Annotated in this window: 14 protein-coding genes and 3 tRNA genes; 12 read left to right on the top strand and 5 right to left on the bottom strand. The window is 62.9% G+C overall.

The genetic code is table 11. The features are described 5' to 3' along the window. Window positions 1-46 precede the first annotated feature (46 nt). A complete protein-coding gene (locus tag GA645_RS18620; RefSeq protein ID WP_152224461.1) occupies window positions 47-499 on the bottom strand; it encodes a hypothetical protein in 453 nt (150 codons plus the stop codon). A 4-nt stretch (window positions 500-503) separates the two neighbouring features. Then, complete coding sequence (locus GA645_RS18615; protein WP_152224460.1) at window positions 504-1,715, bottom strand: pyridoxal phosphate-dependent aminotransferase; 1,212 nt, start codon at window positions 1,713-1,715, stop codon at window positions 504-506. Window positions 1,716-2,006: 291 nt separating this feature from the next. Here GA645_RS18615 and msrB point away from each other — a divergent pair, with 291 nt between their 5' ends. The 3 genes from msrB to GA645_RS18600 all read left to right on the top strand — a co-directional run bounded on the left by msrB (window position 2,007) and on the right by GA645_RS18600 (window position 3,652). Then, window positions 2,007-2,402 (top strand): peptide-methionine (R)-S-oxide reductase MsrB, encoded by a 396-nt coding sequence (msrB, locus tag GA645_RS18610; RefSeq protein WP_152224459.1) that lies wholly within the window; start codon window positions 2,007-2,009, stop codon window positions 2,400-2,402. A gap of 297 nt (window positions 2,403-2,699) precedes the next feature. After that, window positions 2,700-3,182 (top strand): glutathione peroxidase, encoded by a 483-nt coding sequence (locus tag GA645_RS18605; RefSeq protein WP_152224458.1) that lies wholly within the window; start codon window positions 2,700-2,702, stop codon window positions 3,180-3,182. Beyond that, window positions 3,182-3,652 (top strand): MarR family winged helix-turn-helix transcriptional regulator, encoded by a 471-nt coding sequence (locus GA645_RS18600; protein WP_152224457.1) that lies wholly within the window; start codon window positions 3,182-3,184, stop codon window positions 3,650-3,652. Before GA645_RS18605 ends, GA645_RS18600 begins: the two co-directional genes overlap by 1 nt. A gap of 2 nt (window positions 3,653-3,654) precedes the next feature. Here the strand turns inward: GA645_RS18600 and GA645_RS18595 are convergent, their stop codons facing one another. Beyond that, entirely contained in the window at window positions 3,655-5,976 is a 2,322-nt protein-coding gene (locus GA645_RS18595) for an ATP-binding protein (RefSeq protein ID WP_152224456.1), read from the bottom strand. A gap of 111 nt (window positions 5,977-6,087) precedes the next feature. On the opposite strand from GA645_RS18595, the gene GA645_RS18590 reads away from it, so the two are divergent. Next, window positions 6,088-6,984: an ATP-binding protein gene (locus tag GA645_RS18590; RefSeq protein WP_152224455.1), complete on the top strand. Its 897-nt coding sequence runs from the start codon at window positions 6,088-6,090 to the stop codon at window positions 6,982-6,984. Next, window positions 6,981-7,463 (top strand): GAF domain-containing protein, encoded by a 483-nt coding sequence (locus tag GA645_RS18585; protein WP_152224454.1) that lies wholly within the window; start codon window positions 6,981-6,983, stop codon window positions 7,461-7,463. Before GA645_RS18590 ends, GA645_RS18585 begins: the two co-directional genes overlap by 4 nt. A gap of 56 nt (window positions 7,464-7,519) precedes the next feature. Here the strand turns inward: GA645_RS18585 and GA645_RS18580 are convergent, their stop codons facing one another. Together GA645_RS18580 and GA645_RS18575 are read right to left on the bottom strand one after the other, a co-directional pair. Then, on the bottom strand, window positions 7,520-8,182 hold the full coding sequence (locus GA645_RS18580) for a glutathione S-transferase family protein (protein ID WP_152224453.1): 663 nt from the start codon (window positions 8,180-8,182) through the stop codon (window positions 7,520-7,522). A gap of 46 nt (window positions 8,183-8,228) precedes the next feature. Continuing rightward, complete coding sequence (locus tag GA645_RS18575) at window positions 8,229-9,002, bottom strand: hypothetical protein (protein ID WP_152224452.1); 774 nt, start codon at window positions 9,000-9,002, stop codon at window positions 8,229-8,231. A 215-nt stretch (window positions 9,003-9,217) separates the two neighbouring features. On the opposite strand from GA645_RS18575, the gene GA645_RS18570 reads away from it, so the two are divergent. The 7 genes from GA645_RS18570 (at window position 9,218) to GA645_RS18540 (ending at window position 15,617) form a co-directional block, all read left to right on the top strand. Continuing rightward, window positions 9,218-9,293: transfer RNA gene (locus tag GA645_RS18570), tRNA-Glu, on the top strand. Window positions 9,294-9,295: 2 nt separating this feature from the next. Next, window positions 9,296-9,371 (top strand) — tRNA-Gly (locus GA645_RS18565). Between the two features lie 84 nt (window positions 9,372-9,455). Next, a tRNA-Gly gene (locus GA645_RS18560) sits at window positions 9,456-9,531 on the top strand. 275 nt (window positions 9,532-9,806) lie between these two features. Further along, window positions 9,807-11,594, top strand: a complete 1,788-nt coding sequence (locus GA645_RS18555) for a type I secretion system permease/ATPase (RefSeq protein ID WP_152224451.1) — start codon at window positions 9,807-9,809, stop codon at window positions 11,592-11,594. Continuing rightward, on the top strand, window positions 11,575-12,888 hold the full coding sequence (locus tag GA645_RS18550; RefSeq protein ID WP_152224450.1) for an HlyD family type I secretion periplasmic adaptor subunit: 1,314 nt from the start codon (window positions 11,575-11,577) through the stop codon (window positions 12,886-12,888). Before GA645_RS18555 ends, GA645_RS18550 begins: the two co-directional genes overlap by 20 nt. 2 nt (window positions 12,889-12,890) lie before the next feature. After that, window positions 12,891-14,270, top strand: a complete 1,380-nt coding sequence (locus GA645_RS18545; RefSeq protein WP_152224449.1) for a TolC family outer membrane protein — start codon at window positions 12,891-12,893, stop codon at window positions 14,268-14,270. Between the two features lie 591 nt (window positions 14,271-14,861). Next, window positions 14,862-15,617, top strand: a complete 756-nt coding sequence (locus tag GA645_RS18540; RefSeq protein WP_152224448.1) for a response regulator transcription factor — start codon at window positions 14,862-14,864, stop codon at window positions 15,615-15,617. Window positions 15,618-15,685 lie beyond the last annotated feature (68 nt).

Raw genomic sequence — 15,685 nt, 5'->3', positions numbered from 1 at the left:
GGGGTATATACGGTTGCCCCCGAGGTGATTCAACTCGGGGACTATTTCAAACTGTGTCGTTCGGCCGTCCGAGGTCACTCTCGAAGAATAGACGGGTCAAACGTGCGATGCGGTCACTGTGACGGCTGGCGAGTGCCTCGCGCAGCTGGTTGATCAGTGACGCCTGCTCGCGGCGCACGCTGGGTGGCAGCTCCTCGCCGGCGCGCACCGCGTGGGGGATGATGCGGGTCAGGCGCATGAAGGCCTTTTCGCTGAGTACTGCCTGGTCCAGCGCTTCGTAACGAATGGTTGTCTCGAAGCGCAGATAGCCCTCGTCCGCCAACCACAGCAGGGCCCCCAGGCAACTCTGGTGGCGCTGGCTGGGCAGGCCGAACTCATCGGGCTCTTCCCGGCCGATCAGGTCCTCGACGTAGAGGGCGATCTTGCGCGGGAAGGCCTGGTAGAGCATCAGCAGGCCCGCTGCGATGTCCTTGTAGAAGTCGTCGATCTGGAGGTCCATCGAGTCACTGGCGATAGGTTTTCAGGAAGTTGCCGATGCGGCCGATGGCCTGTTCCAGGTCATCGACACGGGGCAGGGTAACCACCCGGAAGTGATCCGGCCAGGGCCAGTTGAAAGCGGTGCCTTGAACAATGAGCAGCTTCTCGGAAAGCAGCAGGTCGAGGACGAATTTCTCGTCGTTGTGGATCGGGCAGACCTTCGGGTCGATGCGCGGGAAGGCGTAGAGCGCGCCCATGGGTTTCACGCAGCTGACGCCGGGAATGTCGTTGAGCAGTTCCCAGGCGCGGTTGCGCTGTTCCAGCAGGCGCCCGCCCGGCAGCACCAGGTCGTTGATGCTCTGGTAGCCGCCCAGCGCGGTCTGGATCGCGTGCTGGCTCGGCACGTTGGCGCACAGGCGCATGTTGGCCAGGATATCCAGGCCCTCGATGTAGCTCTGCGCCTTGTGCTTGGGACCGGAAATGGCGATCCAGCCGGAGCGGAAGCCGGCGACGCGATAAGATTTGGACAGGCCGTTGAAGGTCAGGCAGAGCACGTCCGGCGCCAGCGACGCGGTGGAGATGTGCTGGGCCTCGTCATAGAGGATCTTGTCGTAGATCTCGTCGGAGAAGATCACCAGATTGTGCTGGCGCGCCAGTTCGACGATATCCAGCAGCACTTCCTTGGAGTACACCGCGCCAGTGGGGTTGTTCGGGTTGATCAGCACCAGGGCCTTGGTATTGCTGGTGATCTTCGCCTTCATGTCGGCGAGGTCGGGGAACCAGCCGGCCTGCTCGTCGCACAGGTAGTGCACCGGCTTGCCGCCGGCCAGGGCTACCGAGGCGGTCCACAGCGGGTAGTCGGGCGCCGGGATCAGCACCTCGTCACCGTTGTTGAGCAGTGCCTGCAGTGCCATCACGATCAGCTCGGAGACGCCGTTGCCCAGGTAGATGTCTTCGATGCCGACGCCTTCCACCTGCTTCTGCTGGTAGTACTGCATCACCGCTTTGCGTGCGCTGAACAGGCCCTTGGAGTCGCTGTAGCCCTGGGCGGTGGGCAGGTTGCGGATCACGTCCTGGAGGATTTCGTCCGGCGCCTCGAAACCGAACGGCGCCGGGTTGCCGATGTTCAGCTTGAGGATGCGGTGGCCTTCCTCTTCCAGGCGTTTGGCGTGCTTGAGCACGGGCCCGCGAATGTCGTAGCAGACGTTGGCGAGCTTGTTCGATTTGGTGACCTGCATGATCTGGGATTCCGAAATAGTCCGCGGCCGGCGACTTGGCAGGCTGTAACGCGGGTGACAGACTGGCGTCAAATGATCGGTTCGGAAGTGCTTTTCCCTGGTGTCGACCCTGAAAATCGACAGGAAAACAGTGGATTTCTCGAAAAAGTAGAGTTTTTAAGGCTTTTCTATCGCGAGAATGTCTCTGTGCGGCAGATTCTGAACATGACGTTAACCACGCGCATCATACGTGCGGCCCGATTCCCGGAAAAGGAGGCATCGGGCATTTTTTCCATTAATGGAGGCAGATCGATGGAAAAGCTGGAAAAGCCCCTGGATTCCTGGCGTGACGAACTCACCGACGAGCAGTTCCACATCTGCCGTCTGGGCGGCACCGAGCGCGCCTTCACCGGCGAATACCACGACACCAAGACCCCCGGCATCTACCACTGCGTGTGCTGCGGCACCGCGCTGTTCGACTCCGACGCGAAGTACGATTCGGGCAGCGGCTGGCCGAGTTACTTCCAGCCGGTGAACGGCGAGGTGGTCAAGGAGCTTGAAGACTTCAGCCACGGCATGCACCGCATCGAGGTGCGTTGCGGCAAGTGCGATGCGCACCTGGGCCACGTCTTCCCCGACGGCCCGCGGCCGACCGGGCTGCGCTACTGCATCAATTCGGCGTCGTTGAAGCTGTTGCCGAAAGAGTGACGCGAAGGCCCGCCACCGAGCGGGCCTTTTCTTTGGACGCTTGCACGGTGTTTATCGGTAGGAGCGGGCCATGCCCGCGATCAGCGGACAAAGTCCGCTGTTGTCGCTGAACTCCATGGCCGACGTCTGTCGCCAACGGATGATTCCGGCCTTCCGGCCGGTTCGCGGGCATGGCCCGCTCCTACGGGAAGCGTGATGCCCCGCTATTTCACTGGGTGATTCATGACCAATTGAATTGCTCACAATTTAATTGATCACTATTCTTTGAGTTCCCACTATCCGCTGGAGCCAAGCCCGATGAGCGATGCACTGCTGAACATTCCCGTGACCACCATCAAGGGCGAACAGAAGACCCTCGCCGATTTCGGCGGCAAGGCGCTGCTGGTGGTGAACACCGCCAGCCAGTGCGGCTTCACCCCCCAGTACAAGGGCCTGGAAGCGCTGTGGCGGCAGTACAAGGACAAGGGCCTGGTGGTGCTCGGCTTCCCCTGCAACCAGTTCGGCAAGCAGGAGCCGGGCAGCGAAGGGGAGATCACCCAGTTCTGCGAGCTGAACTTCGGCGTCAGCTTCCCGTTGTTCAAGAAGATCGACGTCAACGGCGCCGAGGCCCACCCGCTCTACGTGCAGCTGAAGCAGCGTGCGCCGGGTCTGCTGGGCAGCCAGGGCATCAAGTGGAACTTCACCAAGTTCCTGATCGGCAAGGACGGCAAGGTGGTCAAGCGCTTTGCCCCGACCACCAAGCCCGAGCAACTGTCCGCCGAGATCGAAGCGCTGCTGTGATGAAAGATGTTGCATCCCTGCCGGCGGAGCTACAGCTGGACAACCAGCTGTGCTTTCGCCTGTACGCTTTGTCCCGTGCGGTAATCCGCGGCTACCGGCCGATGCTGGAGGCGCTTGGCCTGACCTATCCGCAGTACCTGGCGATGCTGGTGCTCTGGGAGTGGCAGGCCGAGCCGCCAGCGCAGCCGTCGGTGAAGGCGCTGGGCGAACGGCTGATGCTGGATTCCGGCACCCTGACACCGCTGCTCAAGCGCCTGGAACAGTTGGGCCTGGTCGAGCGTCGCCGGGCGCGGCATGACGAGCGGGAAGTGCATCTGGGGCTGACCTCGTCGGGCATCGCGTTGCGCGACAAGGTGCTGCCGCTGCGCAAAGACCTGCTCTGCCGCAGCGGCCTGGACCTGAGCGTCACCGACGGCCTGCGCGAGCAGCTGGATTCGCTGCTGATGCAACTCGCCAGGCTGGAGGGCTGAGCTCAGCCGCGCGGGCGATGATCGACCCAGCGCTCCAGAATCGCCGCCAGTTCGTCGCGGTGGAAAGGCTTGGCCAGGTAGTCGTCCATGCCGGCGGCGCGACAGCGTTCGCGCTCGTCCGGCAGGACGTTGGCGGTCAGGGCGATGACCGGCAGGCCCGGCCAGCATTCGCTTTCACGAATCGCCTGGGTGGCCTGGTAGCCGTCCATGACCGGCATGTTGCAGTCCATCAGCACCAGATCGAAGGTGCCATCGCCCAGTTGTGCGAGCGCTTCTTCGCCATTGGCGGCGACGGCGACGACACAGCCGAGTTTCTGCAGCAGCCCCTTGGCCACCAACTGGTTGACCGGATTGTCCTCCACCAGCAGCACCCGTGCCGAGAAGCGCTCCGCCTGTGCGGCATTGGCGTCGGTGGAGGCCGGCAGCGGTTGATGCTCGAAAGCCTGCTTGAGTGCCTGGTACAGCACTGCCCGTGACAGCGGGCGGGCCAGCTGGCGCAAGGGCGCCAGGCGCTGGGCCAGTGGTGGTTCGAGGAAGTTGCCATAGGCGGTAACCAGCAGGACTGGCTTGGCCAGATGCCGACGCAGGGTGATCAGGCAGTCCGGGCAATCCGAGAGCAGTGCGTCCAGCTCAACGCCGGCAAGGCTCGCGTCGATGTCCAGGCGCCGGTACTCGATGTTCCAGTGCGGCAGCCAGTTCTCCAGCAGTGCCGCCAGGCCGCTGCTGGCGGCGCATTGCACGATGAGCTTGCCATCCAGGGGCTGTGGCGGCGGGGCCGGCTCCAGCGCCTGCAGAGGCAGGGTGGCGACGAATTCGCTGCCAAACCCGGGCTCGGACGTCACCATCAGTTCGCCCTTCATCGCCTCGCACAGCTTGCGCGTCAGCGCCAGGCCGAGTCCGGTGCCACCGTACTGGCGGGCAATACCGGCGTCGGCCTGGGTGAAGGGCTGGAAGATTTTCTGCAGGGCTTCAGCGGCGATGCCGATACCGGTGTCGCGCACGCTGATGCGCACACCATGGCCCTGCGGTTCTACGCGCACATCGACGCGTCCCAGTCGGGTGAACTTCAAGGCATTGGACAGCAGGTTGCTCACCACCTGACGCACCCGCGTCGGGTCCCCGGAGTGCTGTGCCGGCAACTGCGGACTGATCAGGCAGGTGAGTTCCACCGCAGGCGCGGCGTTCTGCGACAGCAGGCTGGCGGTGTCTTCCACCAGGGTGCCCAGGTCGAAGGGGATCTTTTCCAGTTCCAGTTGGCCAGCCTCGAACTTGGACAGGTCGAGCACATCGTTGAGCAACTCCAGCAGCACCTTGCCGGAGTCATGGGCGATGGACAGCTGCTGGCGCTGCTCGGTGGTCAGCGGGCCATCCAGGGCCAGGCCGAGCATGCCCAGCAGGCCGTTGAGCGGGGTGCGGATCTCGTGGCTCATGTTGGCCAGGAAGCTGCCGCGTGCCTGGGCCATGCCCATGGCGGTCTGCCGGGCGTGCTCCAGTTCCTGGTTGGACAGGGTGAGTCGAGCATTCGCGGCCTTCAGCTCGGCGGTGCGGGCGGCGACGATGCTTTCCAGCTCTTCCAGGTACTGGGTCAGGCGGTCTTCGGCCTCGCGGCGCTGCTCCATTTCCACCGAGATGCGGTTGAGCTGGCGATTGGTGACCTCCACCAGCACGCCGATCTCGTCACGCTCGTGGCCGTGCGGGCAGGGCAGGCGCAAGCGCGAGGGCGAGCGCGGGTCGTGACGGCTGAGGGCGTCGATCAGGCTCACCAGTGGCTTGGTCAGCAGCGCGTAGAACAGTACCAGCAGGATCAGCGACAGCAGCAGGCTGCGGATGAAACCGGAGATGAAGGTCATGCCGGCGCGGCGCAGGAAGTCGTTGCCGAACACGAAGGTGTCGATCTCCAGGCGCAGCACGCCGAGGGATTCGCTGGGTGCGTGATCGACGAACAGTGGCTCCTCATAACTGCGCTGCTCGCCGAAGAGGAAGTCGCTCAGGCTGCGCAGATGGCTCTCTGCGAGCGGGCGATTGGCACTGGCCAGGGGCGTGCCAGCGTTGTCGATGATCTCGGCGCGGATCACCGCTGGCGAGCGCAGCAGGCCAACCACCAGCTCCTGCGCCAGTTCGGCGTCGATGTTGTAGGCGATGCGTGCGGCGGGGTTGTGGCTGACATCCAGCAAGGCGCGAACTTCGCGGTTGATGGAGGCGTCCTGGCTGGCATAATCGACGGCAACCTGGATGAGGCTGAGCAGCGTCCCCAGCAGGAACGCCACCAGCACGGTCAGGCTGGCCTGCTTGAACGAGAGGCGATGGGTGAGCGCAATATCCATGGAGTGCGTAGCATCGCCTCGCAAAAGCTTTCCTGCGGCGTAGCATAGCCGATCGCAACCGCCTGTCGGCATCGTCCGTAGCCAAACCTCGAACGATCCGTGGAGACCCGCATGGATTCCCGTCTGAACGATTTTCTCGCGCGCGCCGAGTCGGTGCTGGCGCGCCTGGAGCCTTTGCTGCCGGCATTGCAAGCGCCCGTCGATTGGCAGCGCAGCCTGGCCGCGCGCTGGCACCGCGATGGGCGCAGTGGTTATCTGCAGCCTCTGGAGGTCAGCCTCGACCTGCGCCTGGACGACCTGCTGGGCGTCGACACGCAGCGTGACCAGCTGGCGCGCAACACCCGTCAGTTCGTCGCCGGCAAGCCCGCCAACCATGCCTTGCTGTGGGGTGCGCGGGGCACCGGCAAATCCTCCCTGGTGCGTGCGCTGTTGGCCGAGCTGGCTGGCGAGGGGCTGCGCCTGATCGAGATCGAGCGCGATCACCTGGCCGACCTGCCGCGTGTTGTCGAACAACTGCACGGTCTGCCGCAACGCTTCGTGCTGTTCTGCGACGACCTCTCGTTCGATGCCGGCGAGGGCGACTACCGGGTGCTCAAGAGCGTGCTCGACGGTTCCCTGGAACAGGCACCGGACAACGTGCTGCTGTACGCGACCTCGAATCGCCGCCATCTGGTCTCGGAAAGACAGAGCGACAACGAGAACTGGCAGATGGTCGACGGCGAACTGCATCCCAACGAAGCGGTGGAGGACAAGATTGCCCTGTCCGACCGTTTCGGCCTTTGGCTCTCTTTCTACCCCTTCACCCAGGAACACTTCCTCAGCGTGGTTCGCCACTGGATCGAGGCGCTGGCGCAGAAGTCCGGCCTGGCCGGCTGGCACTGGGACGAAACATTGGAGAAAGAGGCCATCCGCTGGGCTCTCGGGCGCGGCAATCGAAATGGCCGCTGCGCCTACCAATTCGCCCGCTACTGGGTGGGCCGCCAACTGCTGGAAGGAGAAACCCCATGATCGATCTGCAACAGGCCGGTGCCGGCCTGGATGGCTATGAGCTGCTGGCCGCGCAGGCGGAGTCGCTGTTCGCCGACGAGCGCGACGTAATCGCCAACGCCGCACAATTCTCGGCATTCCTGTTCAACGAACTGTCGGACCTGAACTGGGCCGGCTTCTACCTCAATCGCAATGAGGAGCTGGTGCTCGGCCCGTTCCAGGGCAAGGTCGCCTGCGTGCGCATTCCCTTCACCAAGGGCGTGTGCGGTGCGGCGGCGCGCACCCGTGAGTCCCAGCGGGTCGAGGACGTGCATGCCTTCCCCGGCCACATTGCCTGCGACAGCGCTTCCAATAGCGAACTGGTGGTGCCGCTGGTCAAGGACGGCCGTCTGATCGGCGTGCTGGACCTGGACAGCCCCAAGGTCGGCCGCTTCAGCGCAGCCGACCAGGCCGGCATCGAGCGGCTGGTGGCGATCTTCCTGCGCCTGACCGACTGCTGATCCGCGATTCCATGAAAAAGCCCCGCAATTGCGGGGCTTTTTCGTTGGCGCCTGGATCAGCGCTTGGCGAGGATCTTGGCGATGATCTGCTGTTCGCCCTCGAGGATCGTGGCCAGGGTGGGGCGGCTGGCGATGCGTTCGAAGTGCGCGGCCAGTGCGGGCCAGCGCTGGGCGTCCAGCTCTTCGCCACCGTGGCGCATGTTCACCAGTTGGCTGGCAATGGCCATGTCGGCGAGGCTGAAACGGTTGTCGACGAAGTAGTCGTTCGCGCCCAGGCATTTCTCCAGGTAGTCGAAGTGCTCCGGCAGCTTTTCCTGCATCGCGCCTTTCACCGCATCCTCATCGCAGAGCTTGCCCATCAGCGGCTTGAGCAGGCGGTTGCGGAACACGGTGAAGGTGGCCAGCGGCGCGACTTCGTAGTCGGCGTACTTCTCCAGCCAGCGGATGCGCGCCTTCGCCTGCGGAGTTTCGCCGCACAGCGGGGCGCGCTGCGGATCGCGCTCTTCCAGGTAATGGCAGATGACGCTGGAGTCGGCGAGGGTGAACTCGCCGTCACGGATCGCCGGCACGCGGCGCAGGGGGTTGAGTTCGCGGTACCAGTCGGGCTGGTTGAACGGATTGACGTTCTCCAACTGGTAGTCCATGCCCTTTTCGGCACAGAACAGACGGACCTTGCGAACGAAGGGGGAGAGCGGGGCGCCGAAGACTACGAGGCTCATGTAGGACTCCTGGGGCGTAGGTGGCCGGATATGCTGATTCGACGGGTCAGTCGTCGTAAAGGTTCTTCTTCTTCCACAGATCATCGTCGTCGAGGGCCTTGAGGCCATCGTTCAACGTGCTATCGGCATCGGCGGCGGGCTGGGCGGTTTCCAGCACCATCGCGTTGGCGCGGGCCAGCTGGGCTTGCATCTGCTGCAGTGGCGCCTGGTAGCGACCAACGTCCTGCTGCTTGCTCAGGTACTGGACGCCGCGCTCGAAGGCCAACCGCGCCTGGCCTGGCTGTCCCTGCTGCAGGGCCTGCTGACCGAGGTTGGCGAAGAACTCTATATGTAGAAGGGCGAGCAGGTGGCGGACTTCCTTGACCCACTGCTGGGCTTCGTTGCGTGGCAGCAGGCCGTCCTGGGCGCAGCGGGTGAGCTGGGCGTGCAGGCTCTCGAAGATAAAGCGGACTTCCTTGGCCTTGGCTTCGGTGAGGATCGCCTGCGGCGCATTGCGCACGGGGATGGACTCGCCCTGGGCAACGAGCGGGCGCAATTCGGCGATGCGCTCCTTTATCTGGGTATTCTGCTTGTCGAAGGCCACCAGGCGTTCGCCCAGGTTCAGCTCGAACCGGCTGAGCAGCAGCTTCAGTGCCGGGGACATGAACTGGCCGGGCATGGACTCGGAAATGTCGGAGCAGCGTCGACAGCGGTCGAGCAGATCGGCCTTCTGTCGGGCCTGTTCCAGCTTTCGGTTCTCGACCATATGGTTGATGTAGCCGATGGCAACCAGCAGGGCGATGCCGACGAGGACCAGGACGGTAATGACGAGTGGCGACACCTGGAAAGCTCCCGAAGGTTTTTCTCGAGTGTAATGTCTTAGTGCTAGCGCTGATAGCAGCCGCTCGCTTTTTACCCAGAAGTCTTTGATTTAAAAAAATTTTCTTCTGAGGGTTGACGACCCCTCAAAGGGTCCATAGAATGCGCGCCACTTCGACGCGAAACGCGGAAACGCAAAGCGAAGAAGTCGGAAAGATGTTGTAAGTTCCGGGCCGCGTCCCCTTCGTCTAGTGGCCTAGGACACCGCCCTTTCACGGCGGTAACAGGGGTTCGAGTCCCCTAGGGGACGCCATTGCGGGAATAGCTCAGTTGGTAGAGCACGACCTTGCCAAGGTCGGGGTCGCGAGTTCGAGTCTCGTTTCCCGCTCCAAATTCTCGATCATCGCTTCGGCGGTGACCGAAAAATGAAATGGCGTTACCCTTCGGCGAAAGCTGAAGGTTGCAAAAAGTTGATGCGGGAATAGCTCAGTTGGTAGAGCACGACCTTGCCAAGGTCGGGGTCGCGAGTTCGAGTCTCGTTTCCCGCTCCAAAATCGAAACGCCGCCCTTATGGGCGGCGTTTTCGTTCGTGCGTTCGAAAAATGTTTCTCACCTGTCCATGAAAAAAGCCCGCATCGTGCGGGCTTTCTTCGTTTCCAGCCGCCTTTGGTACTGCGACGCATTGCCGGTTATGCCCGTGCGCCGTGGCGCCAAAGCGCCGTCAGGGGCGATCTGCGCTACCCGAGATGGGCTGGCCAGTTGCCGCACGGAGTCTTTCGGCGTGATCTAAGCTCCACAAATGTTGGCCTGTCGAGTCGCGGTTGCTATGCGAAGCACACCGGAAGAAAACCTCAATAGTGTGTTGAAGGCCTGTCGCGAGAGTTTTCTCTTCGTTGGCTTTTTCAGCTTGTTCATCAACGCGCTAATGCTCGTTCCAACCTTCTATATGCTTCAGGTGTACGGGCGGGTGATAACCAGCGGAAGCCTGACGACCCTGGCCATGCTCACGCTGATCATGACCCTGCTGGTGATCACGCTCGGCTCCCTGGAGTGGATTCGCTCGCGCATCATGGTCCGGGTCAGCACCCGGCTCGATGTACTGCTCAGTCGCCAGGTCTACAAGGCCGGTTTCAAGCGCGCCCTCGACAGTGGCGGCATGGATGCCACGGCGCAGCCACTCAACGACCTGACGGGCTTGCGGCAATTTCTCACCGGCAGTGGGCTGTTCGCCTTTTTCGATGCGCCCTGGTTGCCGATCTATATCGCGGTGATGTTCCTGTTCCACCCCTGGTTCGGCTGGGTGGCGGTGGGCAGTGCCCTGTTGCTGCTTCTACTGGCGTACGCCAATGAGAAGCTGACGGCCCCGGCACTGGCCCAGGCCAACAAGGAGCATATCGGGGCGACGCTCTACACCACGAAAAACCTGCGCAATGCCGAAGTCATCGAGTCCATGGGCATGCTGGAGACCCTGATGGATCGCTGGGGACGTCGGCAGCGAAACGTTCTTCTGCTGCAGTCCGAGGCGAGCGATAGAGGGGCCATCATCAGTACGCTGTCCAGGACTTTCCGGCTACTGGTGCAATCCCTGGTGCTGGGGTTGGGGGCGTACCTGGCGGTGGACCACCAGGTGGGGCCGGGCATGGTGTTCGCTGGGGCCGTGCTGCTGGGGCGCGCACTGGCGCCCATCGATCTGCTCATTGCCAGCTGGAAGGGTTTCATTTCGGCTCGCTCGCAGTACAACCGCCTGAACGACATTCTCGGCAAGCTGCAGGCCCAGCCCGAGCGCATGCCGTTGCCTGCGCCCAAGGGGCACGTGCAGGTCGAGGAGCTGATTGTCGCGGCCCCCGGCTCCAGGACCCCGATCATCAGGAATGTCAGTTTCAGCGTGCCCGCCGGTTGTGTGGTCGGTGTCATCGGCCCGAGCGCCGCCGGCAAGTCGACCCTGGTCAGGTCCTTGATGGGGGTGTGGGCGCCGCTGCACGGGGTGGTCAGGCTCGACAGCGCCGACATCAGCACCTGGGACAAGCATGAGCTGGGTCCGCACATCGGTTACCTGCCTCAGGACATCGAGCTGTTCGAAGGCAGCGTTGGCGAGAACATCGCCCGCTTCGCCGAAGTCGATTCGGAGAAGGTCATCCTGGCGGCCCGGATGGCAGGCGTTCACGAAATGATCCTGTTGTTGCCCGATGGCTACGACACCGTCATCGGCAGCGAGGGGGTGATGCTCTCGGGAGGGCAGCGCCAGCGTATCGGGCTGGCCCGAGCCCTGTACGGCAGCCCGCGGCTGATCGTGCTCGACGAGCCCAACTCCAATCTGGACGATGTCGGCGATCGCGCCCTGGCAGTCGCCATCCAGCAGCTCAAGCAGACCGGCGCGACCGTATTCGTCATTACCCATCGCACCAACATCGTCTCGCAACTCGACCGGCTCATGCTGATGAATGACGGGATCATCACGCTCTACGGGCCGCGCGACCAAGTGCTGGCGGAGCTCAACGCCAAGCAGCAGGTACAGCAGCAGGCGCATGCGCAGCAGCGCGTCATGCCGGCTGGCGCCAGCATTGCACCGGTGGATACCGGCAAGGACGACCACGATGCCCAGTCGTCAAATTGAAAGCTTCGCCGACCTGCCAGTATCGGATCGCAAGATCCGCCGCCTGGGCCTTGCCATTGTCGGGGTGACCTTCGGCCTGTTCGGCACTTGGGCGGCATTCGCGCCGCTGGACGGGGCCGTTTACGCACCGGGGGTGGTCACGGTGCAGACCTACCGCAAGACGGTTCAGCACCTTGAAGGCGGTATCGTCAAAGAGGTTCTGGTCCACGACGGTGACATCGTCAAACGCGATGATCCGCTGATCGTTCTCGATGATGCCCAGCTGCGCTTCGAATACGAGATGACTCGTGGTCAGCTGATCGCGGCCAAGGCCATGGAGGCGCGACTCAAGGCCGAGCGCGACTCGCTGTCGGCGATCGACTTCGGGGAACTCGCCGATCTCACCAGTCCACGGGGGGTGGAAGCACGCCAGAGCGAAACGCTGGTGTTCAATGCCCGACAAGGTTCGAGGCAGGGACAGAGCGCTGTGCTGCGTGAACGTATCGGCCAGTTGAATCAACAGATCAGCGGGCTGGAGTCGGTCATCGATACCAAGCTCCAGCTGGAGAGATCCTACAGTGGAGAAATTGGCGAGCTGTCCGACTTGCTGAAGCAGGGCTTTGTCGACAAGCAGCGCCTGGTCGAGCAGCAGCGCAAGCTGGAGATGCTCAAGTCCGAGGTGGCGGATCACCGCGCTACGATCAATCGGGCCCGTCTGCAGATCAACGAAACACAGCTGCAGATCCTGCAGGTCGACAAGGATTTCAATGCCGATGTCGCCAAGCAGTTGGCCGAGGTCCAGACCCGGATCTACGACCTGCGGGAGAAGGCCTCGTCCCTGGAAGACCGGCTCAGCCGTATCGTCATCCGCGCACCCGATGCGGGCATGGTGATTGGCATGACCGTGCACACCGTAGGTGGGGTCGTGCACCCGGGGACGCCGCTGCTGGACATCGTTCCATCGGTTTCCGAGCTGATCATCGAGGCCCAGGTGCCGCCGGTGGACATCGACCGGATCGCCATCGGCAAGCGCGCCGACATCCGTTTCAGTGCATTCAACACCGCGACCACGCCTGTGATCGAGGGCGAGGTCAGCAGCGTATCGGCAGATCGCCTGACCAATGAAAAGAGCGGGACAGCCTATTATCTGGCGCGGGTCCGGGTAACCGAACATGGCGTGCACACCCTGGGTGAGCGCAAGCTGGTGCCGGGGATGCCGGCGGACGTGTTGATCATCACGGGGCGCCGCACGTTGCTGCAGTACCTGATGCAGCCGGCCCGCAATGCCCTGGCTCAATCGATGATCGAGGAGTGACCATGGGCACGTCGGTCATTCTGTTGGCGGGGGCGTTCATGCTGGCGGCAGGCAGCGCCCTGGCGCAGACCGCTGCGGCAACTTCGGGCGGGGTCAGTGCTTCGACGGTTTCCACCGATCTCCTGCAGCTGTATCACGAGGCACGGCTGGAGGACCCGAAGGTACTGGCTTCCTTTGCCCAGGCACAGGCGGGCCGGGAGCATCAGACCGAGGCCATGGGCGTGCTGCTGCCGCAAGTATCGCTGAACGCGGGGACGAACCGGATTCACCAGGAAAGCGACCTGGTCCAGGAGAGTTACGACAGCGAGGACTACAGCCTGGTGCTGCGTCAGTATCTCTACAACAAGGCTGCGTGGGAGAACTACCAGAAGTTCAAGAGCCTGGCCAAACAGTCCGAATCGGAAGCGCTGGACGCCCAGGCGGAGGCCACCGTGGAATTGGCGCGGCGATACTTCACCGCGTTGGCGGCCGAGGATGAACTGGAGTTGGTGAGGGCGGAGCGTCGAACCACGCAGGAAAGCCTGGATCGGGTCAATGCGTTGTACGAAAAGCAGCTGGCACTGGTGACCGATCAGCTCGACCTCAAGGCGCGGGTGGATCTGCTCGCCGCGCAGGAGCTGGAAGCCCGCAACGAGGCCACCATCAGTCGCGAGGCATTGGCGGAAATCGTCGGTCGGCCCGTCAAGGAGAAGCTCAGTCGGATTCGCGATGACGTGCACATGCAGGTATCGGCACAAAGCCTGGAAACCTGGGTCCGTGAGGGGATAGCGCAGAACCCGGCACTCAAGGCCAGCGAGAGCGGCGTGGAAGCCGCGGAGGCGGCATTGCGCAGCGGCGAAGGCGGGCACTACCCGACCGTGAGCCTGAACCTGAGCGCCCAGCAGACCAACGAGGGCTACAACAACTCTCTGGCGCCGCGTACCGACAGTTATGTCGCGGGAGTCGGCGTTCAGGTACCGATCTACAGCGGCGGTTCGACCTCGGCGCGGGTCCGCGGGCTCTACCAGGACCAGGTGGTTGCCGAAGAGCAACTGGAAGAAATTCGCCGTCGGGTGGTCAAGGAGATCACCAGCGCTTACCTGACCGCCAACTCCAATGGCGAGAAGATCGAGGCGAGCCGCCTGGCCCTGTCATCGGCGCAGCTGTCCCGGGTGGCGGCGGAGAAGGGGATGAGCTATGGCATGGTCAACGCCGTCGATGTGTTGTCCGCGGTACGCAATGAGTTCCGCGCCCGGCGTGATCTGCTCAAGACGCAGTACGATTTCCTCAGCAACGTGTTCACCCTCAACCGCTGGGCTGGAAAAGCGCCGGTCGAAAGTGTCGAAAGCGTGAATGGCTGGTTGAGCCCCAGCCGCTCCGTCCAGGACATCATGCGCCGCTGAGCTAATCCGCCAGGGTGGGGCGTTTCCGGTGATTCGCCGGTTTCGCCGAGGTCTGGCTATGCGGGGATGAGCGGGGCGGGCTTTGGCGATAATTTGACGTAATTATCATTTTTCTTCTTTCGCAAGCCTTTCGTCGGTTAATTGACGTATTTGCCCCTGATGGAGTGGGGATTCTGGTCGTTGACTGACTATCTAAATGATTGATTTAAATGCGATCTTTTTCTTCTCTCTGGAGCGCCATCCGGGCAGCCCGCGCGCAGCCTGGGTCGATGCCGGATGAGGAGGCTGGCCTAGACTCTGTTGACCGGTCGAGAGAGCGCAGCTTCCTGGGCTTGCGGTAGCTATTCCCATTCCTTTCGTCTCGACGGCACTCCCCGGCTCTGGAAATGTCCGCAACCTCTGCTGGTTCAGCGGATGGACGTTTCTTCACGGCCAACCCTCTCTTGTTCCCTCAAACCCGAGCGGCACAGTCCAGCCTTGTCGGCGCTCGCGCCTGTCCGCCAATCGCAGTGGCCGGGTGAGCGAATCGCTTTTCCCGGAAGTCCTGCGGGAATGAGGCCATGCTTCATCGTTCGAGGAGGTCAGAAGAAAATGCCTGACCACAGGAAACCAATCCGCGTGATGCTGATCGATTGTCGCCCGCTCGTTCTTGTCGGCCTGCATGATTTGATCAATGCCAGGCGACCCCGGATGGAAGTGGGCGGCCAGGCCACTACCTATGCCTATGCGCTGGATCTCGCCGACCAGCTGCGCCCCGATGTCATCTTTTTCAGCTTCTTTCCGGATGCCCTGAACCCGCTGGAAGTCGTCGCGGAGCTCACCCGCAGTGCCGAGATGAAAGTGCTGGTGCTCAAGGGGTTGTACGAGTCCGTCCCCGTTGCCCAGGCGATAGAGGCAGGTGCACGTGGCGTCGTGCTGGCGGAAGATCCGACGGAGTCGATCATCCAGGCCATCATCAATGTCCACCATCGCGACATCGGGCTGGACAGGGCCTGGGCCGGCGGGCTTTCCGGCTACGCCGCCAGCGATCATGTGCCTTTGAACTGCAATCTGGAGCAGGCCAAGCAGGCTCGGCTGACGCTGCGCGAGCGGGAGCTGATTCGCGCGATCGTCGAGGAACCGTCTGCCAAGTACATCAGCATCGCCGAGCGCCTGGGCATCAGCGAGCACACGGTGCACAACCACCTCAGCAGCATTTATCAGAAGCTGGATCTCATCAACCGCATGGATCTACTGATGTACGCGCTCAAGCACGGGCTCAACGGCAACGATGAACCGGCCGAGTCCACCTGGGTGGAGCTGGATCGCGGTTCGCGCCAGAACGTTCCGCCTCCCAGAGGGAGCTAAGGCGTCTCCGTTCGCCGACTTCGTGGGGGCTCATGCCGTAGTCGGCTCAGGTATTCCTGCCGGGTGTG

This window comes from Pseudomonas sp. SCB32 (assembly GCF_009189165.1).
Classification (GTDB): domain Bacteria; phylum Pseudomonadota; class Gammaproteobacteria; order Pseudomonadales; family Pseudomonadaceae; genus Pseudomonas.
The sequence above is the reverse complement of the archived record's forward strand: the minus strand, read 5'-3'. Positions and strand labels throughout refer to the sequence as shown.

What these genes read in the sequence shown, in the direction of transcription:
- GA645_RS18620 (WP_152224461.1), bottom strand. Translation starts at nt 499, where the DNA reads ATGGACCTCCAGATCGACGACTTCTACAAGGACATCGCAGCGGGCCTG.
- GA645_RS18615 (WP_152224460.1), bottom strand. Translation starts at nt 1,715, where the DNA reads ATGCAGGTCACCAAATCGAACAAGCTCGCCAACGTCTGCTACGACATT.
- msrB (WP_152224459.1), top strand. Translation starts at nt 2,007, where the DNA reads ATGGAAAAGCTGGAAAAGCCCCTGGATTCCTGGCGTGACGAACTCACC.
- GA645_RS18605 (WP_152224458.1), top strand. Translation starts at nt 2,700, where the DNA reads ATGAGCGATGCACTGCTGAACATTCCCGTGACCACCATCAAGGGCGAA.
- GA645_RS18600 (WP_152224457.1), top strand. Translation starts at nt 3,182, where the DNA reads ATGAAAGATGTTGCATCCCTGCCGGCGGAGCTACAGCTGGACAACCAG.
- GA645_RS18595 (WP_152224456.1), bottom strand. Translation starts at nt 5,976, where the DNA reads ATGGATATTGCGCTCACCCATCGCCTCTCGTTCAAGCAGGCCAGCCTG.
- GA645_RS18590 (WP_152224455.1), top strand. Translation starts at nt 6,088, where the DNA reads ATGGATTCCCGTCTGAACGATTTTCTCGCGCGCGCCGAGTCGGTGCTG.
- GA645_RS18585 (WP_152224454.1), top strand. Translation starts at nt 6,981, where the DNA reads ATGATCGATCTGCAACAGGCCGGTGCCGGCCTGGATGGCTATGAGCTG.
- GA645_RS18580 (WP_152224453.1), bottom strand. Translation starts at nt 8,182, where the DNA reads ATGAGCCTCGTAGTCTTCGGCGCCCCGCTCTCCCCCTTCGTTCGCAAG.
- GA645_RS18555 (WP_152224451.1), top strand. Translation starts at nt 9,807, where the DNA reads ATGCGAAGCACACCGGAAGAAAACCTCAATAGTGTGTTGAAGGCCTGT.
- GA645_RS18550 (WP_152224450.1), top strand. Translation starts at nt 11,575, where the DNA reads ATGCCCAGTCGTCAAATTGAAAGCTTCGCCGACCTGCCAGTATCGGAT.
- GA645_RS18545 (WP_152224449.1), top strand. Translation starts at nt 12,891, where the DNA reads ATGGGCACGTCGGTCATTCTGTTGGCGGGGGCGTTCATGCTGGCGGCA.
- GA645_RS18540 (WP_152224448.1), top strand. Translation starts at nt 14,862, where the DNA reads ATGCCTGACCACAGGAAACCAATCCGCGTGATGCTGATCGATTGTCGC.